This window comes from Lapillicoccus sp., assembly GCF_039935575.1.
Lineage (GTDB): Bacteria > Actinomycetota > Actinomycetes > Actinomycetales > Dermatophilaceae > Lapillicoccus.
Genome location: NZ_JBDTKA010000023.1, coordinates 1 through 22,508 on the forward strand (window position 1 = coordinate 1; position 22,508 = coordinate 22,508).

Annotated in this window: 23 protein-coding genes, 1 tRNA gene and 1 pseudogene; 11 read left to right on the forward strand and 14 right to left on the reverse strand. The window is 68.7% G+C overall.

The window, feature by feature from the left end; translation table 11 throughout:
- Positions 1–674: ABC transporter permease (locus ABI385_RS03220; RefSeq protein ID WP_348102295.1), on the forward strand; the 674-nt coding region annotated here is incomplete at its 5' end.
- 162 nt (positions 675–836) lie between these two features.
- On the opposite strand, the gene ABI385_RS03225 is transcribed toward ABI385_RS03220, so the two are convergent.
- Positions 837–910 (reverse strand) — tRNA-Pro (locus ABI385_RS03225).
- A gap of 151 nt (positions 911–1,061) precedes the next feature.
- A complete protein-coding gene (locus tag ABI385_RS03230) occupies positions 1,062–1,997 on the reverse strand; it encodes a metallophosphoesterase (RefSeq protein ID WP_348102296.1) in 936 nt (311 codons plus the stop codon).
- A 115-nt stretch (positions 1,998–2,112) separates the two neighbouring features.
- On the opposite strand from ABI385_RS03230, the gene ABI385_RS03235 reads away from it, so the two are divergent.
- Positions 2,113–2,586 (forward strand): GatB/YqeY domain-containing protein, encoded by a 474-nt coding sequence (locus ABI385_RS03235; protein ID WP_348102297.1) that lies wholly within the window; start codon positions 2,113–2,115, stop codon positions 2,584–2,586.
- Between the two features lie 57 nt (positions 2,587–2,643).
- On the opposite strand, the gene ABI385_RS03240 is transcribed toward ABI385_RS03235, so the two are convergent.
- Positions 2,644–5,124, reverse strand: coding sequence for a transglycosylase domain-containing protein (locus ABI385_RS03240; protein WP_348102298.1), 2,481 nt, complete (start codon positions 5,122–5,124; stop codon positions 2,644–2,646).
- A gap of 421 nt (positions 5,125–5,545) precedes the next feature.
- Between ABI385_RS03240 and ABI385_RS03245 the strand changes: the two genes are divergently transcribed.
- Positions 5,546–5,818 (forward strand): WhiB family transcriptional regulator, encoded by a 273-nt coding sequence (locus ABI385_RS03245; RefSeq protein ID WP_348102319.1) that lies wholly within the window; start codon positions 5,546–5,548, stop codon positions 5,816–5,818.
- 22 nt (positions 5,819–5,840) lie between these two features.
- On the opposite strand, the gene ABI385_RS03250 is transcribed toward ABI385_RS03245, so the two are convergent.
- From ABI385_RS03250 to ABI385_RS03265, 4 genes are all read right to left on the reverse strand, one after another.
- Positions 5,841–7,028: an ArsA-related P-loop ATPase gene (locus tag ABI385_RS03250; RefSeq protein WP_348102299.1), complete on the reverse strand. Its 1,188-nt coding sequence runs from the start codon at positions 7,026–7,028 to the stop codon at positions 5,841–5,843.
- Positions 7,025–8,035 (reverse strand): ArsA-related P-loop ATPase, encoded by a 1,011-nt coding sequence (locus ABI385_RS03255; RefSeq protein WP_348102300.1) that lies wholly within the window; start codon positions 8,033–8,035, stop codon positions 7,025–7,027. The genes ABI385_RS03250 and ABI385_RS03255 overlap by 4 nt, the downstream gene beginning before the upstream one ends.
- 196 nt (positions 8,036–8,231) lie before the next feature.
- Positions 8,232–8,972: an alpha/beta hydrolase gene (locus ABI385_RS03260; RefSeq protein WP_348102301.1), complete on the reverse strand. Its 741-nt coding sequence runs from the start codon at positions 8,970–8,972 to the stop codon at positions 8,232–8,234.
- Between the two features lie 9 nt (positions 8,973–8,981).
- Positions 8,982–9,350, reverse strand: a complete 369-nt coding sequence (locus ABI385_RS03265; protein ID WP_348102302.1) for a hypothetical protein — start codon at positions 9,348–9,350, stop codon at positions 8,982–8,984.
- A gap of 58 nt (positions 9,351–9,408) precedes the next feature.
- Here ABI385_RS03265 and ABI385_RS03270 point away from each other — a divergent pair, with 58 nt between their 5' ends.
- The 7 genes from ABI385_RS03270 (at position 9,409) to ABI385_RS03300 (ending at position 16,353) form a co-directional block, all read left to right on the forward strand.
- The gene (locus ABI385_RS03270) at positions 9,409–9,564 is read left to right on the forward strand and encodes a DUF4177 domain-containing protein (protein WP_348102303.1); all 156 of its coding nucleotides are present in this window, start codon (positions 9,409–9,411) and stop codon (positions 9,562–9,564) included.
- A complete protein-coding gene (locus tag ABI385_RS03275; protein ID WP_348102304.1) occupies positions 9,564–10,037 on the forward strand; it encodes a RidA family protein in 474 nt (157 codons plus the stop codon). Before ABI385_RS03270 ends, ABI385_RS03275 begins: the two co-directional genes overlap by 1 nt.
- A 48-nt stretch (positions 10,038–10,085) precedes the next feature.
- Positions 10,086–10,910: an NUDIX hydrolase gene (locus ABI385_RS03280; protein ID WP_348102305.1), complete on the forward strand. Its 825-nt coding sequence runs from the start codon at positions 10,086–10,088 to the stop codon at positions 10,908–10,910.
- A gap of 80 nt (positions 10,911–10,990) precedes the next feature.
- Positions 10,991–11,785, forward strand: a complete 795-nt coding sequence (locus tag ABI385_RS03285) for an MBL fold metallo-hydrolase (protein WP_348102306.1) — start codon at positions 10,991–10,993, stop codon at positions 11,783–11,785.
- Positions 11,786–11,842: 57 nt separating this feature from the next.
- Positions 11,843–13,237 (forward strand): sigma 54-interacting transcriptional regulator, encoded by a 1,395-nt coding sequence (locus tag ABI385_RS03290; protein ID WP_348102320.1) that lies wholly within the window; start codon positions 11,843–11,845, stop codon positions 13,235–13,237.
- Position 13,238: 1 nt separating this feature from the next.
- Complete coding sequence (locus tag ABI385_RS03295; RefSeq protein ID WP_348102307.1) at positions 13,239–15,251, forward strand: hypothetical protein; 2,013 nt, start codon at positions 13,239–13,241, stop codon at positions 15,249–15,251.
- Positions 15,252–15,492: 241 nt separating this feature from the next.
- On the forward strand, positions 15,493–16,353 hold the full coding sequence (locus ABI385_RS03300) for a hypothetical protein (RefSeq protein ID WP_348102308.1): 861 nt from the start codon (positions 15,493–15,495) through the stop codon (positions 16,351–16,353).
- A 237-nt stretch (positions 16,354–16,590) separates the two neighbouring features.
- Here the strand turns inward: ABI385_RS03300 and ABI385_RS03305 are convergent, their stop codons facing one another.
- The gene (locus ABI385_RS03305) at positions 16,591–17,232 is read right to left on the reverse strand and encodes a DUF7010 family protein (RefSeq protein WP_348102309.1); all 642 of its coding nucleotides are present in this window, start codon (positions 17,230–17,232) and stop codon (positions 16,591–16,593) included.
- Positions 17,233–17,291: 59 nt separating this feature from the next.
- On the opposite strand from ABI385_RS03305, the gene ABI385_RS03310 reads away from it, so the two are divergent.
- Complete coding sequence (locus ABI385_RS03310; protein WP_348102310.1) at positions 17,292–17,933, forward strand: TetR/AcrR family transcriptional regulator; 642 nt, start codon at positions 17,292–17,294, stop codon at positions 17,931–17,933.
- A gap of 922 nt (positions 17,934–18,855) precedes the next feature.
- On the opposite strand, the gene ABI385_RS03315 is transcribed toward ABI385_RS03310, so the two are convergent.
- The 6 genes and pseudogenes from ABI385_RS03315 to ABI385_RS03335 all read right to left on the reverse strand — a co-directional run bounded on the left by ABI385_RS03315 (position 18,856) and on the right by ABI385_RS03335 (position 22,503).
- Positions 18,856–19,500 (reverse strand): transposase, encoded by a 645-nt coding sequence (locus ABI385_RS03315; RefSeq protein WP_348102311.1) that lies wholly within the window; start codon positions 19,498–19,500, stop codon positions 18,856–18,858.
- Positions 19,501–19,588: 88 nt separating this feature from the next.
- Positions 19,589–19,861: pseudogene (locus ABI385_RS18430) on the reverse strand (helix-turn-helix domain-containing protein); the annotation flags it as partial.
- Positions 19,862–19,892: 31 nt separating this feature from the next.
- Positions 19,893–20,021, reverse strand: a complete 129-nt coding sequence (locus ABI385_RS03320) for a hypothetical protein (RefSeq protein ID WP_348102312.1) — start codon at positions 20,019–20,021, stop codon at positions 19,893–19,895.
- Positions 20,022–20,045: 24 nt separating this feature from the next.
- Positions 20,046–20,351 (reverse strand): hypothetical protein, encoded by a 306-nt coding sequence (locus ABI385_RS03325; RefSeq protein ID WP_348102313.1) that lies wholly within the window; start codon positions 20,349–20,351, stop codon positions 20,046–20,048.
- Positions 20,348–21,463, reverse strand: coding sequence for a hypothetical protein (locus ABI385_RS03330; RefSeq protein ID WP_348102314.1), 1,116 nt, complete (start codon positions 21,461–21,463; stop codon positions 20,348–20,350). The genes ABI385_RS03325 and ABI385_RS03330 overlap by 4 nt, the downstream gene beginning before the upstream one ends.
- A 32-nt stretch (positions 21,464–21,495) precedes the next feature.
- A complete protein-coding gene (locus ABI385_RS03335) occupies positions 21,496–22,503 on the reverse strand; it encodes a hypothetical protein (RefSeq protein ID WP_348102315.1) in 1,008 nt (335 codons plus the stop codon).
- Positions 22,504–22,508 lie beyond the last annotated feature (5 nt).

Consider the following 22,508-nt stretch of genomic DNA (forward strand, 5'->3'; position numbering starts at 1 on the left):
CGGCGTCGGCGGTCGGGCTGCTCCAGGGCTTGATTGTCGCCTGGCTCAAGCTGCCCGCGTTCATCGTCACCCTCGCCGGACTGACCGGCATCCGCGGGCTGGTGTTCCTCATCACCAACGAAGGCAACGAGGTCCCCAAGGTCCCCGGCTTCAAGGTGTTCGAGACGCTCGGCACGGGATCACTACTCGGGGTCGGTAATCCGGTATGGATTGCCCTCGTGGTGTTCGCCGCCGGCTGGTGGCTGCTCAACCGGACGGCGTTCGGACAGGGGACCCAGGCCATCGGCGGCAACACCCCGGCGGCCGAGCTGATGGGCCTGCCGGTACGCCGGTCGACCACGCTCGTCTACGTCATCAGTGGCGCCTGCGCCGGCCTGGCAGGCATCCTCACGACGGCGCTGTCTGGGGGTGGGCAGGAGGCCCGGATCGGCGACTCCTACGAGCTGTCCGCCATCGCGGCAGTCGTCATCGGAGGCACACTGTTGGCCGGTGGCGTCGGTTCGATGGTCGGCACCCTGGCCGGGGTCACCCTGCTGTTCGTGATCCAGAACCTCATCGTGCAGGGGGCCAACCTCAACTCCTACGTGCAGCAGGTGGTTTCGGGGGCGTTCCTGCTGGTGGTCGTGATCCTCCAGGCGGCTGTGAGCCGACGGGCGAGCTCACCTAACGGCTGACCAGGGACCGAGCCGATGAAGCGGACCCAGGTGGGTGACGATAATCGGATTTCCGAGCGATCTGAACCCATCTCGACGATCTGATCGAGCCGACGTGCGCTCGGTGTTCGCGGCTCCACAAACTGCGCGGAGTTGGTGCGCGGTGCGCGCACCTGACGAAAGTCGGGGTGACAGGATTTGAACCTGCGGCCTCGTCGTCCCGAACGACGCGCGCTACCAAGCTGCGCCACACCCCGTGGCAGACCTGCGTGCTTCTCGATGGTGCTTGCCGCCTCGACAACCGGCTCGAGAACCGGCGAGGGGCAGCGAGAAGTGAGGATAGCCGAGGCGGCACCGCTAACCCCAATCGGCCGCCGTCCTGGAGCCAAACCGGGCCGGTCGCGGCGCTCAGGCGTCGGCGGCGACAAGGGTCAGCAGAGTGGCTTCGGGCCGGCACGCGAACCGCACCGGCGCATACGGCGAGGTCCCCAGGCCGGCCGACACCTCGAGGTAGGCCGCGTCGTCCGGCGGCGGCATACCGACACTTCGTCCCGCGCCCGGCCACCACCGGGACAGCCCCTTGGCACGGCCGGTGTCCAGGTCGCAGTTGGTGACGAGCGCCCCGACGAACGGCACGCACAGCTGACCGCCGTGCGTGTGGCCGGCGATGAGGAGGCGCGCCCGGTCGCGCGCCATGGCATCGAGGACGTGCTGGTAGGGCGCGTGCGTCACGCCGACCGTTAGCACGGCCCGGGGGTCCGCCGGGCCCTCGACGAGCTCGTAGCGGTCGTAGCCGAGATGGGGGTCGTCGACACCGATGAGCTCCAGGGGAGAGCCGGCCACGTCGAGGACCGTCCGGGAGTTCGTCAGGTCGGTCCAGCCGAGGTCGAGCAGGCCCGCGACGAGGTCCTTGGTGGGCAGGCGCCGACTCGTACCGGTGCCGCGGGCGAACTGCGGCGTGAGGTAGAGCAGGGGGTTCTTGGGCTTCGGGGCGAAGTAGTCGTTGGAACCGAGCACGAACACACCAGGGATACCCGCGAAGGCATCGAACGCCTCGAGCGCCACGGCGACAGAGCTGGGGTGCGAGATGTTGTCGCCGGTGTTGACGACGAGGTCGGGCTGCAGGTCGGCGAGCGACCGCACCCAGGCCACCTTGCGTCGTTGGTCGGGCATCAGGTGCAGGTCGCTGAGGTGCACGACCGTGATGGGGCGATGGCCCGGCGGAAGGACCGGAACGCGAAAACGCCTGAGCACGTATGCGTTTCGCTCCACCAGAGACGCGTACCCGAGACCCAGTGCCCCCGCCGCCGAGACAGCCGCGGTCGCGCGCAGGAGGGGATGCACGCAGTAATTCTTTCACGCGCGCCGGGGCCGTGAGGACGCGCTGAGAAGCCACCCGAGCTGGGTGAACGCTGGCTTCGCGCATTTGTGGTTGCGCCGACCTGCGAGACTTGGCCTCATGAGCTCCACCCTCAAAGAGACCTTGCGGACCGATCTCACGGAGGCGATCCGTAGTCGCGACACCGTGCGCGCGGCGACGCTGCGCATGGTGCTGACCTCGGTCACGAACGAGGAGGTGTCGGGCACTCAGGCGCGCCAGCTGTCCGACGACGAGGTTGTCAAGGTGCTGGCCAAGGAGGGCAAGAAGCGCCGAGAGGCGTCGACGGCCTACACCGGGGCGGGTCGACCAGAGCTGGCCGCGAAGGAGGACGCCGAGCTCGCGGTCGTCGAGGCATACCTGCCGGCCCAGCTCGGTGACGACGAGCTCGCGGCGCTGGTCGCCCGAGCGGTCGCTGACACCAGAGACACCGGAGCTACCGGTATGCCGCAGCTGGGCCAGGTGATGAAGGCAGTCCAGCCACTCGTGGCCGGGCGTGCCGATGGTGGCCGGGTGGCGGCCGAGGTGCGCAAGGCGCTCGCCAGCACTGAGTGAAGAATCCGCCCCCCTCCGCGGGGACGGATCCTTCACATCAGAGCGTGAACGGTGGCCTCACGGGGTAGGCGCCGGTGCCGGGGGGGCCGGCGGTGCCGGGGGGGCCGGCGGTGCCGGGGGTGGTGGTGGGGCCGGCGCCGCAGGCGGTTGTGGCTGGGCGGGTTGGACGGGTGCGGGCTTGGGCTTGGGAGCGGGGCCGACGGAGATGTAGAGCACGACGGCACCACCTCGGTTCGCCTGGCCGCCGGTGGCCGACGTGTAGGCGACGGTGCCGACGGGGTAGTTCGAGTTGACCCTGCGGCCCACCGTCACCGTGAAACCCTGAGACTGGAGCTGGGCCGTCGCATTGGCGATCGTCATCCCCGAAACACCGCTGACCGAGACGCTGTCACCGTTGACGATCGTGCCAGTGGGCGTCGGGAAGGGCTCGTTGGGCTGCCCCTTCAGGGCCGAGTTCATGATCGCCTGCCACGTGGGGGCGGCGATGCTGGCGCCGAAGACGGTGCCGTACGTGGTCCCGGCGAGTCTGATGTTGTCCAGGACCAGCTTGTTGCCGAGCGGTTGGCCGACCCACACCGCGGTCGTGAGCTGCGGGGTGTATCCGACGAACCAGGTCTGCTTGTTGCCATCGGTCGTTCCGGTCTTGCCGGCGGCCGGACGGTTGCCGTCGAGCCTGCTGGCCGACGCGGTTCCGCCAGTCGTAAGAACGCTGGACATGATCTGGGCGACGCCATCCGCGACTTCCGGGCGGACGACTGACGCGCAGTTGGACGTTCCCGGCTTGACGATCGGCAGCTCCTTGCCGTCCGGTCCGGTGATCTGCTGGATCGGCGTCGGCGTGCAGTGCACACCGGAGTTGGCGAGCGAGCCATAGGCGCTCGCGACCGTCATGGGCGAGACCTCCTGGGCACCGAGGGTGATCGCCGCTGGGAAGGGCTCGATGGGCTGCCCGTTGGCCCGGTGCAGGCCCATCCGTGTTTCGGTGTCCCGTACGCTGCAGGCCCCGAGCTTGGAGACGAGTGCGACGAAGGCGGTGTTGATCGACCGGGACGTGGCCTGGGTCAGCGTCATCGGACCGGCGGCGACGGTCTCGTCGTTCTTGACCTTCCACGGGGGAGCGCCTGCGGGAACACCGCACGCGTCGTTGAAGTCGGCGTGGGTATAGGTCGCCTGCAGGTTGGGACCGGCCGCCTTGGCGTCCACGGTGGTGTTGATCGGATAGCCGCGCTCGAGCGCGGTGACCAGGGCGAACGCCTTCTCGGTGGACCCGAACCCGAACCCGCCGGAGCCGCCGTACTGGGTGTCAGTCGCCCAGTTGACCTGGGTGTGACTGAAGTCCGCCCCCTTACCGGTCACGTATTCGGAGTTCTGCGCCATGCCCTTGACCGCCCCGGTGTTCGGGTCGAGGGTGACCGCCGCGGATCCGATCGCATACTGGTTGCTTTCCGGGACCCGTTTGACTATCTCGGCCTTGGCGGACTGGCTGATGGCCGGGTCCAGGGTGGTCTGGATGGTCAGCCCACCGCCGAAGATCTTGTCCTTGCGCTCCTGCAGTGTCTTGCCGAGGGCCTGGTCGAGGGACGGGTCGAGCTCGAGCCACTTGATGACGTAGTCGCAGAAGTACGCGTTGTCGCCGGCCGCCTGGCAGGCGCTGGCCGCCTGGGTGACGTGCAGCATGTCCGCGAGCTTGACCGCCTTGGCGTCGGTCCACTCCTTGGTGGTGACCAGTCCGAGCTCGTGCATCCGGTCGAGCACCACGTCACGCCGGGCGCCGGCGCGTTCGGGGTTGTGCACCGGGTCGGTCGTCCCAGGGCTCTGCGCCAGCCCGGCGATCAGCGCGGCCTCGGGGAGCGTCAGGTCCTTGGCAGACTTGTTGAAGTAGTGCCGGGCGGCCGCCTCGACCCCGTATGCCTGGTCGCCGTAGTAGACGATGTTGAAGTAGCTCTCGAGGATCTGGTCCTTGCTCTTGACCTTCTCGAGCTGGATCGAGTACTTCAGCTCCTGCAGCTTGCGGGTGACCCCGGCAAGACCGCTGCGGGCGACGGCGGCCTGGGCCGCCTCGGAGTCACCCGCCTGGATCGCGGACTCCTGCAGCATCAGCTTGACGTACTGCTGCGTCAGGGTAGAACCACCCTGGACCGTCTCGTTGGACGCGTTGGAGACGACGGCTCGCACCAGACCGCGGACGTCGACGCCGCCGTGCTCGTAGAACCGGTCGTCCTCGATGGCGACCTGGGCCTTCTGCATGATCGGGGCGACCGAGGCCAGCGGCACGATGATGCGGTTCTCGTCGTAGGGCCGGGCGATGACGCCGCCCTTGGAGTCCAGGATCGTGGACTGCTGCGACAAGGTGGCGGCGGTGAACTCACTGGGCAGGGCGTCGAACATGTCCACGCCGGTCCTGGTCACCGCGCCGATCGTGCCCACGGTGGGCATGACCAGGCCGGCTCCGAGGACGCCCAGGACGACGGCGGCACCGACAAACGCGCCCAACAGCGGGATGATTCGGGCGATATCCGTCGTGCGGCCGGCCTTCATGGGGTCAAGGCTAACCGAGACAGCGGCGCTGACCGCGCACCGTCGAGTACCTGAGACGCCCTTGTGACCGTGCCGTGAAGACCCTGGTGGCCCGTCCGGCGGAACATGCCGGACGGCTGCCGTGACCGAACCGAGATCCTACGGACTAGTCCGTGCGTAACCGACAAATCACCCGTACGGACGATGGTCGGACGCAAGGTCTTCTCCGTACCTTTCTCACAGGGCAGCTGCCGTTGCGGAAACGCAGGGGGCGGCAGCGCCCGAAGCATCGTCCTCGACAGGGGACATGGGGGCACCAGGGGACAGGAACACGTACGTGACCATCACCATCGAGCGGATCAACGCGCGCCGCGAGAACATCGCCAGCAACACCACCAGCGGGACCACCAGCGGGACCAGCGAGGGCGAGGCCACGGGGCGCCTGCGCACCGACTGGGCAGGCCGCGGCAGCTGCGTGCAGGCCGACCCGGACGCCTTGTTCGTCCGCGGAGCCGCTCAGCAGGTCGCCAAGATGGTCTGCGCCAAGTGCCCGGTCGTGGCCGAGTGCCTCGCCGACGCGCTCGACAACCGCACCGAGTTCGGCGTCTGGGGCGGCATGACCGAGCGGGAGCGTCGCGCCATGCTGCGCCGCCACCCCAACGTCCCGTCGTGGTGGAACCTGTTCAACACCGCGCGCCTCGACCAGGTCTCCTGACTCGACCCGTCAGACCTGGGGTCTAACCCGCCAGGGCTGAACCGACGGCTCGCAGGCCGTCGACGTCGTGCACGTCCTCGGCGAGCGCGGGCACCTCACCTACGGGGGTGGACGGGTGTCCCACGCTGAACCGGCGGGCCAGGCCACGTTGCCGTTCGGCGAGACTGGCCAAGTCGGCGTGCAGGGAGAGCAGCCCTGAGGTCAAGGCGTCGCCGGCCTCGGCGCGCTCCTCGGCCGCGGCCCGGGCGCGTGATGCGCTGATCCCGGGAGCCTGCACCTGCTGCACGCGGTTGAGCACCAGCCCGGCCAGCGGCATCTGGTCAGCCTCGAGCCGGTCGACGAAGAACGACGCCTCGCGCAGGGCGTCCCGCTCGGGCGCCGCGACGACGAGGAACGACGTCGAGCGCTGCCCGAGCAGGGCATACGTGACGTCGGCGCGCTCGCGGAACCCACCGAACATCGTCTCGAGCGCCGCCACGAAGGTCTGGACGTCGCGGAGCATGTCGCCGCCGAGCACCTTCGACAAGGTGGCCGACATCAGGCCGACGCCGGCGCTGAAGAACTTCAGGTATGCCTTGCCGCCCACCTTGACGGGGGCGGTGAGCAGCCGGATGAACCGTCCGTCGAGGAACGACCCGAGGCGTTTGGGTGCGTCGAGGAAGTCCAGGGCCGAGCGCGACGGCGGGGTGTCGACGACGATGAGGTCCCACCGAGGGGTGCCGTCGGCGGCCTTCTGCTGGTGCAGCTGCCCCAGCTTCTCCATCGCCATGTACTCCTGCGTCCCCGCGAACGAGCTGGACACGGCTTGGTAGAAGGGGTTTGCCAGGATCTGGTCCGCCGTCTCCGGAGTCGAGTGCGCGACGACGACCTCGTCGAAGGTGCGCTTCATGTCGAGCATCATCGCGTCGAGCGACCCCCCGCCCGACGTGTCGATCCCGTCGACCGGGCGTGGGGTGTTGTCGAGCTCGGTGAGCCCCATCGACTGCGCCAGCCGACGCGCCGGGTCGATGGTGAGGACGACGACGTGGCGGCCGTGTTCGGCCGCCCGTAGCGCGAGGGCCGCCGCGGTGGTCGTCTTGCCCACGCCACCGGCACCGCAGCAGACAACGATGTCCAGGTCCCGGTCGGCGAGCAGCGCGTCGACCTCGAGCCGTGGCGTACGGGCTCTCGCCTTGCTGCCCGCGGCGGTGCCGGAGCCGGTGGCGCTCACGGCACCATCCCCTCGTCGGTGAGCAGGTCCGCGAACCAGCGGATCGTCCCGACCTCGACCCCGTCGCTCGTCGCGGGCAGGGTGCGGATGGGGAGGTCGAGCGCGTCCAGGACCGAGCGCTGCTCCGTCTCCTGTGCCACCCGCAGGGCGTGGTCGCGTGCCTGGGCAACGAGCCCCTCGACCACCGCATCGCTCGCCTTGAGTCCCGCGGCCGCGAGCCCGACGCGTACGGCCTCGTGGTCGATCCGGCTCCGGGAGGCCGCCGCGAGCTGCCGGGGCGGCAGCTCGGGCTCGCGGACCTGGTTGACGACGATCGATCCGATGTTGAGGCCGACCGCGCGCAGGTCTGTGATGGCGTCGACGCTCTCCTGCACCGGCATTTCCTCCAGCAAGGTGACGACGTGGACGACGGAGCCCGGCGAGGTGAGCATCTCGGTGATGGAGTCGGCCTGCGAGCGGATCGGTCCGACCTTGGCCAGGCCGGCCACCTCGTGGTTGACCGAGAGGAAGCGCACGACCCGGCCCGTCGGCGGCGCGTCGAGGACGATGGCGTCGTAGGCGGGGCTGCCGTCGTGCCGGCCGTGACCTCCGGAGGCGCGGCGCCGGTTCGCCTCGTAGATGCGGCCGATGAGGAGCACGTCGCGGACGCCGGGCGCAATGGTCGTCGCGAAGTCCGTCGCTCCGAACCGCTCCAGCAACCCACCCGCGCGGCCCAGCTTGTAGAACAGCTGGAGGTACTCCACGAACGCCGCCTTGGCGTCGACCGACAGACCGAACACCTCACCACCGCCCGGCGCGCCGGCGATCTTGACCTCCTCGGTCGCCAGTGGGGGGACCTCGAAGGTCTGGCTGATGCCCTGGCGCCCCTCGACCTCGGCCAACAGCACCTTGCGCCCACCCGAGGCCAGCGCCAGGGCGAGGGACGCAGCGACCGTCGTCTTTCCGGTGCCCCCCTTGCCGGTCACGATGTGCAGCCGCACCGACTCGGGAGACGCAGTGCCGGTCATTGCTTGACCCTAACCGGCGAGGTGGACGCGATGATGCGCACCCGGTCGACCTCGTCGGTCGGCTGACCTCTACGGGAATCCGTCGGACGTGAGATGGTCGCGATCCGCCCCCTTTGTGGCGTCAGATCACGACCAACTCCCGTTTGAATGCTGGGTTGTCCACGGGGTCAGCTCACCGAAGCCACCTCTGCCGCCGTCAGCCGGTGCTCAGCGCGCCGATGGCGGCGACGACCTGAGCGAACGCCGGGGTGCCGGGCTTGATCACGTCGAAGTGCCCAGCACCCGGTATGCGTCGCAGCTCCACCTGGGCGTGCGGCCCGGCCGACGCCCTGGTCGCGGCGACGTAGCTCTCTGACACCTCGATCGGCACCGTGTCGTCCTCGTCGCCGTGCATGAGGACCACGGGGACGGCCGGTGAGTGCCGAGCCGGGTCGGCCTCGAACCACGCACCGGAATCCTGGGTGCCCATGAACGCCAGGGCAGCGCCGCTGCCGAGGTCTCGCTCCCGTGTCAGCGCCAGGTCGGTGCACCCCGCGAGCGCGACGACGCCGGCCAGGCCCAGGGCCTCCGGCTGGGCGGCCACCAGCGCGACGAGGTGTCCGCCGGCCGAGTGGCCGACCAGGACTGTGCGGGCCGGGAAGCTCGGGTCGGCCCGCACCGCCGCTACGGCGACCATCACGTCACGGAACGTCCCCGGCCAGCCGCCGCCCGGCATACCGGTTCTGCGGTACTCGACCACCGCGACGTGGTGCCCCAGGCCGGCGAACGCCTGAGCCTGCGGCGCCGCGTGGTCGCGGTCCCATTTTGCGCGCCAGAAGCCGCCATGGACGACGACGACGCTCGTCTGCGTGGAGGGCGCGGTGGGCTCGCGGACGTCGTAGACCTGGGCCGGGTCGGACCCGTATGCCGTCGTGCGGTGGGGCGCGGGCGTGTCCATGGTCGCCACCTAGATGTTCGGGTCGCGCTTCGGGTCGGGCTTGGGTTTGTCGGTGTGCTTCTTCAGCTCCCAAAGCTGCTTGAGTGGGCGGAAGTACAGGTCGGGGCGGCTCAGAAGGGGAAACACGTCGTGCTGGGCGGCATCGCGGGCAGCCCGGCGATGCTCACGGATCTGTTCCTTCGTGAGGCCGGCCTCCTCGCGGGCCACCGCGCGGATGAGCTGTGCGCAGATCACGCCGAAGAACACCCCCGGAACGAGCAGGACCGCCGCGATGCGCACCCAGAGCGCCCACTCGGGCTGGACCCTGAAACTCCACCAGAGCAACAGCATTGCGACGATGCAGCCGATCGAGCAGATGGCCCGTTCGGTCCGCGACATCGACAGCACCTCCTGAGACCGGCATACGAGACGTTCTGGCCACACTAGGGTTCGGCTCATGACGAAGTGGGAGTACGCGACCGTGCCGCTGATGATCCATGCGACGAAACAGATCCTCGACAACTGGGGCGAAGACGGGTGGGAGCTCGTCCAGGTTGTCCCCGGCCCCGAGGGGAACGGGCTCGTCGCCTACTTCAAGCGGGAGAAGGCCTGATGTCCGCGGTCGAGGACCGGCTCGCCGAGCTCGGCCTGAGCGTGCCCGACGTCGTGCCGCCCGTTGCGACCTACATTCCGGCCGTTCGTGAGGGCAACCTCGTGTTCACCTCCGGGCAGCTGCCGATGTTCTCGGGCGCGATGGCCGCGACCGGCAAGGTGGGTGACGGCCACGGGCTGGTCCCGGCGGCGGACGCCACGCAGATGGCCCAGGTATGCGCCCTCAATGCGATCGCCGCCGTCAAGGCGCTGATCGGGGACCTCGACAAGGTCACCCGCGTTGTCAAGGTCGTCGGTTTCGTCGCGTCCGACCCGTCCTTCACCGGGCAGCCGGGCGTGATCAACGGCGCAAGCAACCTGCTCGGAAAAGCGTTCGGGGACAAGGGAGTCCACGCTCGCTCTGCCGTCGGCGTGGTGGCGCTCCCGCTCGACGCCCCCGTCGAGGTGGAGATCGTCGTCGCTGTCGCCGACTGACAGCCGACTGACAACCGACTGACAGCCGAATAGCATCGAGTACGCATCGTGAGCGAGCGCGACTTCGCGATCGGCACGCTCGGTGAGCGGGCAACCGGGTGGCTCGCCGGGCGTCGGGAGACGCCGGCCCTGCCGAGGTACGCCGCGACCGTGATGCTGGTGCGCGACGGGGCGAGCGGCGTCGAGGTGTTCATGCTGCGCCGGGTGGCCACGATGGTGTTCGCACCGAGAATGTGGGTCTTCCCGGGCGGCGGGATCGACCCACGCGACGACGAGCGCGATCTGCCCTGGGCCGGGCCGTCGCCGACCGAGTGGGCCGATCGGCTCGGCTGCGACGAAGGACTGGCCCGCTCGCTGGTCTGCGCCGCCGTGCGCGAGGTCTTCGAGGAGTGCGGTGTGCTCCTGGCCGGGCCGAGCGCCACGACGTTCGTGGCCGACCTGCGTGACCCCGAGTGGGACCGGGAGCGGGCGGCCCTGCTCGCCCACGAGCAGTCGTTCAGCGAGCTTCTGGTGCGACGCGGGCTGGTGCTGCGCTCGGACCTGCTGTCGGTGCGGGGGCGTTGGGTGACACCCCCGTTCGAGTCCCGCCGCTACGACACCTGGTTCTTCGCCGCACTGCTGCCCGACGGTCAGATCCCGGACGACGACACGACCGAGGCCGACGTCGCGGACTGGACCGTGCCCAGCGAGCTGCTCGAGGCATACGCATCCGGTGAAGCGTTGCTGCTGCCGCCGACGATCGTGTCCGTCGAGGCCGTGGGGGCGGCGGACTCGGCCGAGACGTTCGTGGCCGAGTCGCGGCCGGCCGCGCCCATCGAGCCGCGCCTGGTCGAGGTCGACGGGATCGTCGTCATCCGTGCCGACCTTCCGTGACCCGGAGGTCGCCCCGTTCCTTCCACTTGCGTCGAGTCGTAGAACTCGTGCGTCACGACCGCAGGGATAGCGTCGACTCCGTGACTGACAGCGTTCCCTGGGCCTCGGGTCAGGTGACTGAGCGGGTGACCTGCGTCCTGGCCCCCAACCCCGGTCCGATGACCCTGGACGGCACCAACACCTGGGTCCTGCTCGAGCCTGGCTCGTCCGAGGCGGTTGTCGTCGACCCGGGTCCGCTCGACCTCGCGCACCTCGAAGCGGTACTGCGCCTCGTCGAGTCCAAGGGCGCCAGGGTCGCGCTCACCCTGCTGACCCACCATCACGCCGACCACGCCGAGGCGGCTGAGCACTTCGGCGCGATGACGGCGGCGCCGGTTCGGGCGTTGGGAGCCGGTCACGACGACCTCGGGGACGGCGAGACCCTGACGGTCGGCGCGCTCGACCTCACCGTCGTCACGACGCCCGGCCACACGGCGGACTCGCTGTCCTTCCTGCTGCCCGCGGAGAGCGCACTGCTGACCGGCGACACGGTCCTGGGCCGAGGCACCACGGTGGTGGCCTGGCCAGACGGCGAGCTCGAGGCATACCTCGCGTCGTTGGAGCGGATCGAGCGACTCACCGCGTCGGGAGAGGTCGCGCGCATCCTGCCTGGCCACGGTCCCGACCTTCGCGATGCGGCAGGCGTGGTCACGCATTACATCGAGCACCGGGCGGAGCGGTTGGAGCAGGTACGCCTCGCCGTGGCTTCGGGGGCGACGGATCCGAGGGCGGTCGTCGAGCTGGTCTATGCCGATGTGCCCCGGGAGGTGTGGCGGGCAGCCGAGCTGAGCGTTCGCGCTCAGCTCGACTACCTCGACACGCACCCGTCGACCTGACGGACAGGCCGTGTTCCGCCGTGCGCGGACCGGACGTATCGTCATGAAGTGAGCCACATCACCACACACCCCGAGCCCGCCACCATCGGGCAGCTGCGCTCCGCAGGTCACGAGCCGCGTACCGTCAAGGCCGAGATCCGCGCCAACCTCGTCGCCGCCTTGCGGTCCGGCGACAACCCCTTCCCCGGCATGGTGGGGTTCGAGGACACCGTGCTGCCCGACGTCCAGCGCGCCCTGCTCGCCGGGCACGACTTCGTGCTGCTGGGCGAGCGCGGGCAGGGGAAGACCCGCCTGATGCGCACTGTCGCAGGCCTGCTCGACGAGTGGTCCCCGTTCATCGCTGGCTGCGAGATCCATGACGAGCCGCTCGCCCCGATCTGCCAGCGCTGCCTGAGACTGGTGGCCACCGACGGCGACGACGTCCCGATCGAATGGCGGCATCGCGACGACCGCTACACCGAGAAGCTGGCCACGCCCGACACCAGCGTCGGTGACCTCGTCGGCGACGTCGACCCGACCAAGGTCGCGGAGGGGCGCACGCTCGGGGATCCCGAGACGATCCACTACGGCCTGCTCCCGCGAGCCCACCGCGGGATCTTCGCCCTCAACGAGCTGCCCGACCTCGCCGAGCGCATCCAGGTGTCCCTGTTCAACGTGCTGGAGGAGCGCGACATCCAGGTCCGCGGGTATGCCGTGCGGCTGCCCCTCGACGTCTTGGTCGTCGCGTCCGCCAACCCGGAGGACTACACCAACCGCGGCCGGATCATCACGCCACTCAAGGATCGGTTCGGCGCGGAGGTGCGCACGCACTACCTCGACGACGTCGACGAGGAGGTCGCCCTGATCAGCCAGGAGGCGGAGCTGGTCGCCGAGCTGCCGTCTCATCTGCTCGAGGTCATCGCACGGCTCGTGATGGAGCTGCGGACCTCGTCCGCCGTGGACCAGCGCTCCGGTGTCTCGGCGCGGTTCGCCATCGCGGCGGCAGAGGCGTCCGCGGCGTCGGCGCTGCGCCGCTCCGCCCTCACCGGCGAGGACGACGCAGTCGCGCGGATCGGCGACCTCGCCGACGTGCTGCCGACGCTGCGTGGCAAGGTCGAGTTCGAGATGGGCGAGGAGGGCCGCGAGCTCGAGGTCGTCGGTCACCTGCTGCGGCTGGCCACGGCCGCGACGTTCCGCGAACGGGTCGCCGGCGCCGACCTCACCGGTTTCACGGCGCACTTCGAGGACGGTTCGACGGTGGAGACAGGCGACCTGGTGCCCGCGTCCACCGTCCTCGGACAGATCGGCGCCACGCCGGGACTCGCCCAGATCCTGGACCGACTGGGTGTCGGTGAGGACTCCGTGTCAGCTGGTCAGGTCGCGGCAGCCGTCGAGTTCGTGCTCGAGGGTCTGCACCTGACGCGTCGGCTGTCCAAGGTCGAGTCCGACGGCACGACGATCTACGGGAGCTGAGATGGCAGGTTCGGGCGGGTCGAGCGGGAAGCACCGCGCGGGGAGGTACCGCTACGGGTCGTGGGACGGCGGGGCCGACCCGCTGGCGCCGCCGTTCGACGTCCGAGCGGCCGTCGACGAGATCGGCCGTGACGTGATGGAGGGATCCAACCTGCGGGACGCCATCGACCGGCTGATGCGGCGCGGCCTCGGGGACCGGGCAGGTCTCGACGAGCTGCGCCGTGAGATCGCGCGGCGCAAGCGCGAGGTCCAACGGCGCGGAAACCTCGGCGGGATGCTCGATCAGGTCCGCGAGGAGCTCGACCGTGGCCTGGCTGCCGAACGGGAGTTCCTCGCGGGACGCGACGGTGACGAGGCGCGGCTCGCGGAAATGGCCCTGGACGCTCTGCCCGAGGACACCGCCGGCGCCGTACGCGAGCTGTCGGACTACCGGTGGGCCAGCGCAGAGGGCCAGCAGCACTGGCAGAACGTGCTGGACATGCTGCGCAAGGAGGTTCTCGACGCCCAGTTCGCCGGGATGAAGCAGGCTCTCAGCGGCCAGGACCCGGCGGCCCTGCAGGCGGTCCGGGAGATGATGGCGGATCTGAACACGTTGCTGGGCAGGCATGCCCGCGGCGAGGACACCACCAATGACTTCGCCGAGTTCATGGACAAGCACGGCGACTTCTTCCCCGACCAGCCCTCCAACGTCGACGAGCTGATCGACTCCCTGGCGCGACGTCAGGCGGCCGCGGACCGGATGATGCGTTCGCTGTCACGTGAGCAACGGGAGGAGCTCGCTGGCCTGATGCAGCAGGCGATGCAGGACATGGGTCTCGAGATGGAGATGACGCAGCTCGGAGACAACCTGCGATCGCTGCGTCCTGGGATGTTCGGACGCCAGCCCGGGGCGGGCATCGACGGCCGGGAGTCGTTGGGACTCGGAGACGCTGTGGGTGCCGTCTCGGACCTGGCCGACCTCGAAGCGCTGGAAAACCAGCTGTCCCAGAGTGATCCGGGGTCCGGGCTCGACGACGTCGACATCGAGGCGCTCGAACGGCAGCTCCCCTCGGCCTCCGTCCGCGACCTCCAGGCTCTGCGCGACCTGCAGGCGGAGCTGGAGCGGCAGGGCTACATTCAGTCCGGCGCCGACGGGATCACGTTGACCCCCAAGGCGTTACGGCGCCTCGGGGAGACCGCCCTGAGGCGGATCTTCCAGCGTCTCGACGCCGACCGCACCGGTAGCCACCAGGACCCGCGCTCCGGGGGGGCGGACGAGCGTACCGGCGCCTTCCTGCCGTGGGAGTTCGGCGACGAGCGGCCCCTCGACGCCGTGAAGACCGTGCAGAACGCGGTGCTGCGCGACGCATACCAAGGCAGCTCGCGTATGCCTGGTGCCCGGCTGCGCCTCGAGGTCGAGGACTTCGCGGTGGCCGAGACCACCCGCCGGACCGGCGCCGCAGTCGCGCTGCTCGTCGATCTGTCGTTCTCGATGATCCAGGAGGAACGTTGGGGGCCGATGAAGCAGACGGCCCTCGCGCTGTCCCACCTCATCTCGAGCCGGTTCCGCCAGGACGCGCTGCAGATCATCGGGTTCGACCGTGTCGCAAGGCCGTTGACGGCGATGCAGCTGGCCGAGGTCGAGCCCCAGTGGATCCAGGGGACCAACCTGCACCACGCCCTCCTGCTCGCCGGCCGACACCTGCGCCGCCATCCCGAGGCTGAGCCGGTGGTTCTCGTCGTCACCGACGGCGAACCGACAGCGCATCTTCAGGAGGACGGCTCTCCGACGTTCCAGTGGCCGACCACCCAGGCCACCCTGCGCGCCACGGTCGGAGAGATCGACACGATGACGCGCTACGGCGTCCCGCTGAACTTCTTCCTGCTGGGCGACGACCCAGGACTCGCCCGGTTCGTCGACTCGGTTGCCCGACGCAATGGTGGCCGGGTGTTCACTCCGGAGCTGGGCCAGCTGGGGGAGTACGTCGTGGCCGACTACCTGAGGGCGCGCGCGGGGCGCCGTCGTTCGGCCTGACGCCCGACCGAACTCGGATGTCTGCGAGTTTGGTCGTCGTCTCGGCCGCAGGACTGGGGAACATCTGAGTCCGGTCGGCGGGAGTGGTTCGGGGAGGTCCTCCGCGGGCTCGCTCGTTGCAGAAATGTGACATTTCAACACCGATGTGGTTGCCTCGTGTGCCATGTCTCCCGTCCTGCCATCCCGCGGAGCCCGGAAGGCGGGCCGTCACCACGCGCCATACCCGGCAGCGAAACGTAGCGTGACGGGTCTGCGTGGGGGTTGGCGGCCGGCCGTGCTCGTCTCCATCGTCGGACTGAGCTGCCTCGCTGCTCCCGCGGTCGCGACGGTCACCGCGGGACCTGGCGCCCACCCGCGGCTGGCCGAGGGTCAGCTGGGCCAGGTCGACCTGTCGATGCGGGTGCTCGACCGCGGCAGCCGGTCCGCGGATCGCGGCGCCCTGGCCAGCGGGCAACCGGCAAGCCCGGTCAGCTCAGGTGCAGGGAACGCGGCGGACGACCCCGAGGTCCCCCATCCTCTGCTCCGGGTCCGTCCGGTCGCGGTTGCAGCGCCGGCGCCGGCTCCTGCTCCCGTCGCTGCTCCGGCGCCCACCGCCACCGTCGCTGTGCCCGCGCCCACCGCGACACCTGCGCCCAAGGCCACCGCCCCACGTGCGCCGAAGGCCACCGCCACACCTGCACCCACCACGACGGCGGTCGCCGCGCCTGCCCCGGCGGCCGGTGGGATCTCGGGGGCGCCCTGCGCCGGCGGTTCAGCGGTCGAGTCCGGGCTGACCCCCGATGCCATCCGGGTCCACCGCGCCGTATGCGCCCTGTTCCCGTCGGTTCGCGCCTACGGCGGCCGGAGCGGCAGCGGCGGCGAACACGGCTCCGGGCATGCGGTCGACATCATGATCCCGTCGGGCGGTGTCGGGTCCCAGATCGCCGCGTGGGTGCGCGCCAACGCCACGGCGCTCGGGGTCAGTGAGGTCATCTGGTCGCAGCACATCTGGACCGTCCAGCGTTCCAGCGAAGGATGGCGCGCCATGTCGGACCGGGGTTCGGCCACCGCCAACCACTACGACCACGTGCACGTCACGGTCTACGGCAGCTCCGGAAGCTGAGCCGGCCCCGTCCGTGCAGGCCGTCAATGCAGGTCGCGAATCAGCGCTCGAAAGGGTAGGAACTCATCGGACTTGTCATTGCTGGCACCCTCTGACCAGCGGCTTGTCACCAGCTTGTCGCTCGCAGATTCTCACTATGTTGTCCAAATCCTCAGGGATGGCAGTGTGGCGTGCGCATCGAAGGGCACCGACCCCGACCCGGCGCAGATTCAGGGGATGTGGTGTGGCCGGGTGTGGTCATGTGGTGGTGCCGCTGGTTGGACGCGGAGCGAACCGGCCTCGCGCGTACAGGGTGATGATGACCAGCATGACCAGGCCGGCTGCCGCCGCCGCCGCGTCTGCTGCGTGCGCCGTGCCGAAGAGGCCGGCCACCAGTCCCACCGCGCCGAGGGTCGCCACGAGGCCGCCGAGCCAGTAGAACATCCGTTCGCTGAACGCCCAGGCGAACGGGAGGAAGTGCAGTCCGACGACGGCGGCGATCAACGCCGGTCGCAACTCGTCGTGTCCGGCGGCGGTCAGCGCCCGCGATCCGAGATTGATGGCGGTTAGTTCCCCGATCACGCAGCCGCCGTAGATCGCCAACGCAGCCGGGCTCGGGGGTGTCAACGGCCCCAGCGGCACGGGCCGGAGGTAGTGCGCCGTCAACGCCGCCGCGACCAACGCCACCCCGGCCACCCAGCCGGCGATCCAGACGACAGGCCCGAACGCGGGAGAGGAGCTGACGATGAACACCAGCCCGCCGGCCAGGCCGATCAGGCTTCCCCACCGCCGTGGGTCGGCCCACAGTGGGGGCTCGCCCGCGGCGGGGCCGTAGCGTCGGACCGGTGCTGGTCGGGTGGAGTGGTTCGGCGGCGCGGATCGGGTCATGGATCGGGTCATGGATCCGAGGGTACACCATTCGATATAGTTCGCTATAGCCAATCATGGAAGGGGCGACGTTGGTTGATCCCAGCCAGACCGGGCACGGCACGAGACGGCCCTACCGGTCCCCAGCACGTCGCCAGGGTGCCGCAGACACCCGGCAGCGCATCACCGCGGCGGCGAGCGAACTGTTCGCGGAGCACGGTTTCGCGGGCACCACCGTGGCCAACATCGCGGCCCGGGCCGAAGTGGCCGCGCCGACGATCTATGCGACCTTCGGCTCCAAGGGCGCCATCGTGCGGGCCCTGCTGGCCCAGATGGAGCAGAACGCAGACAGCGCCGGCTGGACACGGCGGATCACCCTCGAAAAGGACCCGCACGCCAAGCTGGCCGTCTTTGCCCAGTGGACCACCGCGCTGCTCTCCTCCAGCAAGACCGTTATCGCGGCGGCTCGCGGTGCTGCCGCAGACCCGGCAATCATCGAGCTACGTGACGAAGGGGACCGGCATCGCCGACAGGGCCTGGCCGCGGTGATCGCTGCACTTGCCCAGGTCAAGGCACTGCCCCCAGGGCTCAGCCAAGAACACGCCCTCGACCGTGCCTGGATGCTGACCGGGGTCGAGCTCTACCTCGCGGCCACCGAAGGATGCCACTGGAGCGACAAACAGTACGAAGAATGGCTCACAGCACTACTCCAACAGCAACTACTCAGCCCTTGACGTCAGACAATGACGCGAACGGCCGCCGCCGACGTGCCGACAGCGCACCACCTCCGCGTGGCCACCGATCCCCGTACGACAGCCAAAACGCCGCGGCACCAGGACGACCCAGGTGGTCGCCGGCCTTGCGGATCCGGCATCCGCGGACAGGGTTAAGAGACTTGGACACCCCCGTGGACGCGGTTTTGAGATGTGGACACGCCTTTCAGATCCCACACGCGCGATGTAGGAACTCATCGAAGTTGTCATCGCGGCGGTGCGGTGACCTGCTGGTCCTCACCGAGGTGTCACAGCTCGCGTAACACCAACTTGTCCATATCCTCAGCCCGCGACGTCCTGACATGTCGAGAGTCGGACGTTCGGATGAGCCTCGTTAGCGCACCAGACGCACGCCTGGAGACGCGTCCTTCCGCCCAGATTGACGCGCCCCTCAAGCCGGTGGTCAGTCCGCTCATGCTTGATTATGCCGGTGATTGACCACTTCGATAAGGACGCTGATTGTCAACGTTGTTGGCGGCGGTGGTGGCCCGTCTGGACCGGCTGCCATTCAGTTCCTCGTCTCTCGGTCGAGAGCCCGCGGGGTTGCGCGAGGGATTTGACGCCTGTCCCGTAGCTCCGGGGCGGCGGGAGATTGCGGGGGCGCACGGTGGGTAAGCCATTAAGGACCGGCGCACTAGTCGCTGCCCCAGCTAAGAACAGGTCGTTGAGGGGTCCGGCAGCGGCTCCGAGCGCGTACGCGTGGGCGACTTCGCCGGTGCCTACGATCCGTACCTGGCCGTCACTATTGCCGGCGTATGCGGCGTCGGTGTGCTCGTCTAGCTGCTCCTGAACCGGCTCACCCTGCAACCCGGGGAGGCGGCCTACATCGAACCGGAATCATCCACGCCCACCTCAGCGGACTGCGCCTAGTAAACCGTCGCGGCTACATATTGGGGTAAAGGTGACGGAGTTTGATCCGGGCGTTGCTCGCGGTGAACTGCCAGTCGACCTGCCGTTGATCGTCGTTGGTCGCCTGCTGCCAGGCGGCGAGTTCGGTGTTGAGGAGGTCGAGGTCGTCGATGCGCCGGTCGAGGCATTGCCGGGTGAGGCGGGATAGCTCGATCTCGGCGATGTTGAGCCAGGAGCCGTGTTTGGGGGTGTAGTGGGTCTCGAGGCGTTCGGCGAGGCGACGGGCCTTGGCAGGTTCGAATGCTTGGTAGAGCGAGCCCAGGGTGTGCGTGTTCAGGTTGTCCATGACCAGCACGACGCGAAGCGCATGGGGACAGTCCAGGCTCAGCAGGTGGTCGATTTCGTGGGCCCAGTCGATCCGGGTCCGCCTCGGCCGGGCGTCGACCCGGCGGCGTCCGGCGAGGGGCTCGGCCCAGATGAAGATCGAGCAGATCCCGTAACGGACGTACTCCGAGTCCTCCCGCAGGTCGCACCCGGGCGCAGCGGGGATCGGCTCACGCGCGTGTCCGAGCAACTGGTACGGCTTCTCCCCCGCAAGCGGGAGGTGCCCCCAGTCCATGCACACCACCGCGACCAACCGGTCGAGGGGCCGGTGATAGACCTCCAGGACGTCTTCCATGCGAGCGACGAACTCGCCGTTCGCCTACGGCGGGATCGTCCAGCACTTCTTCAGATGAGGACGAAGCCCCCTTTTTCAGGGCCCGCCCGATCGTGGAGTGATCCAGCGGCGGGAGCCCCTCGGTCAGGAGCACATGTTTCTCCAGTAGCCGCAACGACCACCGGTCAAAGCCCTCTGGGGGTTTGGTGCACGCCAGCGCGATCACCCGGGCCTCGACATAGCCAGTCACCTTCGCCGGCACCGGCGGCGTGACCCGCTTGGCGCGCCCGATCACCGCATCGACCCGGCCGCCGGTCTCGGTGAATCGCTTCGCGACCAGATACACGGTGTTGGTTGAGACTCCTGCCCGCTCGGCGACCACGCGCCGATCGGGTGCGGGCAGTTCCGACTCATCAAAGTGCGAGCAGGATCCGTGCTCGAGTGATCATCCGCGCCGGATGCGTCCCCCGCGAGACGACCCGGGTCAGCCCCGCCCGGTCGTCCCCGATCAACGCGACGACGTGTTCCTTCGGCCTTGGCATAACGATCGCTCCTCCCGACGAGTATCAGTCACGAACAGGCAGCCACCAATACCAACAGCGCGACACGCTACTAGAGGTGATGGTCTCTCCAACAATGTGCTGCGCGCCGTCTCTACTACCAAGCACATCGACCCTGTCGCCCTTGTCCTGTGCATCGACGAGGACATATCCCACATCGCCCGCGTCACATCTCGGCCCCTCGGGACTTCGACCGACGGGGTAAATCTTCTCGATCTCGCTCGCCGTCGGGTAGGCCCGCTTGATGTCGATCTCGTCGGCCAGAACCTGCCATCGAATCGCGGCTATTTGCTGGGCGGTCGTCAGTTTCAAATACCGCTGGTGGTTGTGGTTTCCCTCTTGGTCGCCGAGTCGGTCTTCGTTGGGTGCTCCCTGTGGGTAGCTTTCTTCGCGTCGCCCTCCCCTTGTCGACGGACCTCGGTGTCCTTGCGGTCTGGTTTTCCGTTGACGTAGTTGTCTTTGTTCGGCTGGCCCGATCCGTTGCCGTATCGACTTTGTTCGTCACCCTGGCGTGTCCTCGGGTCGCGCGAGGCGTTCTGCCTGACCCCGTCCTGGCGCTGCGGCCTTGCGTCGGGTTGGCCACTCCCCTTGACGGATGGGAGGTCGTTGATGTTGACCTCTTTGACCGGTTGAGCCCCGGTGGCTGTTGTGCCTTTGGCGTCGCTACCGGTTGAGCCCCGCCCGTGTTCAGGACCGCGCCCATGAGCCTGATCATTGGGTTCCCGGCTGTGCCCCCGTTCGCTGCCCCCGGTCGGGGGGCGTTCGCGGCTGACCCCCCTCTCCGTGACGGCGGCGTCCCGGCCTGCCGTAAGGCCCGGACCGGACTCTTTGTGGTGGGCCTCGTTGCGCAGTTCGTTGCGCAGCTGTAGGTCCTTCTTGGTGTCCTGCTGTCGGGAGTCTGGCTTGGCTTGCGGCTTGGCCTGTTGGCTGGCGTCCTTGGGACCCTGTAGGTCGCCTTGCGTCTTGTCGCGATCGCCCTTCTCCTGGCTCAGTTTCCGGTCGATGTCCCTGGCGAACTCTCGCTTCTGGTCGGGGGTGCATTTGGAGAACTGCTCCGGCTTGAGTTGCGCCATTTGGTGGCCCGAGAGTGCGCTGAACTGATCGGGTCTGATGGTCTTGGTCTCGGACGCCGAGATTGTGCTGATCTGTTTGTCGGTGAACCGGGCGACGGCCTTGACGTCTCCCGTGCTGAAGTCTCTGGTGAAGCCTTTGGCCTCGACCGTCTGGCGCGGCGCTCCGTTCGAGCCGTCGTGCGGGGTGGCCGCCTCACGGGTGTTGTGCTGGCCGCTGTCTCGCGGCGCCGGCGGCGAGGTGTAACCGGGTTGATTTTCGGGTCGGGTTTGCAAGCCGTACCGCGCCTCGGGCCGGGGCACCCCAGCCCCGGTGCGGACGGAGTCTCCGCGCCCTCCGGCGGGACCACTCATCGTCGAGATCCTTCCAAAGCGGCTTGTTCCGCTCAGTAGTCTGAATGCCTTCGGTTTTCCGGCTTGTCCTGGGTCTCGCGGGCTGACGACCGAGAGTCGTTGGACCGCTGGGCACTGCCTTCGCCCTGCTTGCGGTCACCCTGCTGTGAGTCGGGGCCCTGGTTGCCCGGGCTGGTGCCCTGGTCGTTCCGTTGGCCGGTGCCCTGGCCCAGCTGCGGGCTGGCTTCGACGTAGGCGTAGCGGGCGAGCTCACCGTTGAACGTCTTCTCGATCATTCGGTTGTTCTTGTCGTGTGTTTCGGTGGGCTTGCCTGGCAGGTTGTCGTGGTTCACGGTGAACGATCCGTTGTCGTGATAAATAGTGCTGGTCGACGAGCCAGGCACGTCGTACCTCTGTCCTGCCTCCGCCTTGGAGGTTTCACCTGTCTTGGGGTCGATTCGTCGTTCTGCAGCCCCGGGCTTGTCGAGCACGACGTGCCCTTCGCTGGTCTTATGGCCGATACCTTCGTTGCTCTCGAACCGGATCAGTTTCTGGTCCTTGTCGAAAGTCTCGGAGGTCCGCTCTGCTCCTTGGCCGCGATAGATCGTGTAGGACTCGTTGAGCCCCGTGACGACCGAGTCGTCCGGACCAAGTACCGGTTTGAACTTCTCCGTGCCCTGCGGGACATCGGTCCGTTCATGTGCGTCCTTGGTCTGGATCCTCTCGGTCCCGCGGTAGTCCTCGCGGCGAGAGACGCCATCCTTGTCGCAGGTCACGACGAAGTGATCACCATGACCGCCCGTTGGGTCTTGGCCGTTGGGCCGGGGATACGACCCCGCGGATACGTCGCCCTTTTCGTTCTTGTTCTCCCACGCCCCGTTCTGGTACGTGCTGTGCGACGTTCCGTCGTCGTGGTAACGGGTGACCTCGCCGTGGTTCTTGGGGTTTGTGTGCACCTCGAGCCGTCCCTGCCGGTCGTACACGTCGGTCGACCCGTCTTTGTGGAACACGGCCCGACCGGTGGTGTCGCCGGGTTGTCTGCCTTCGCGGGGCTGAGCCATTGCCA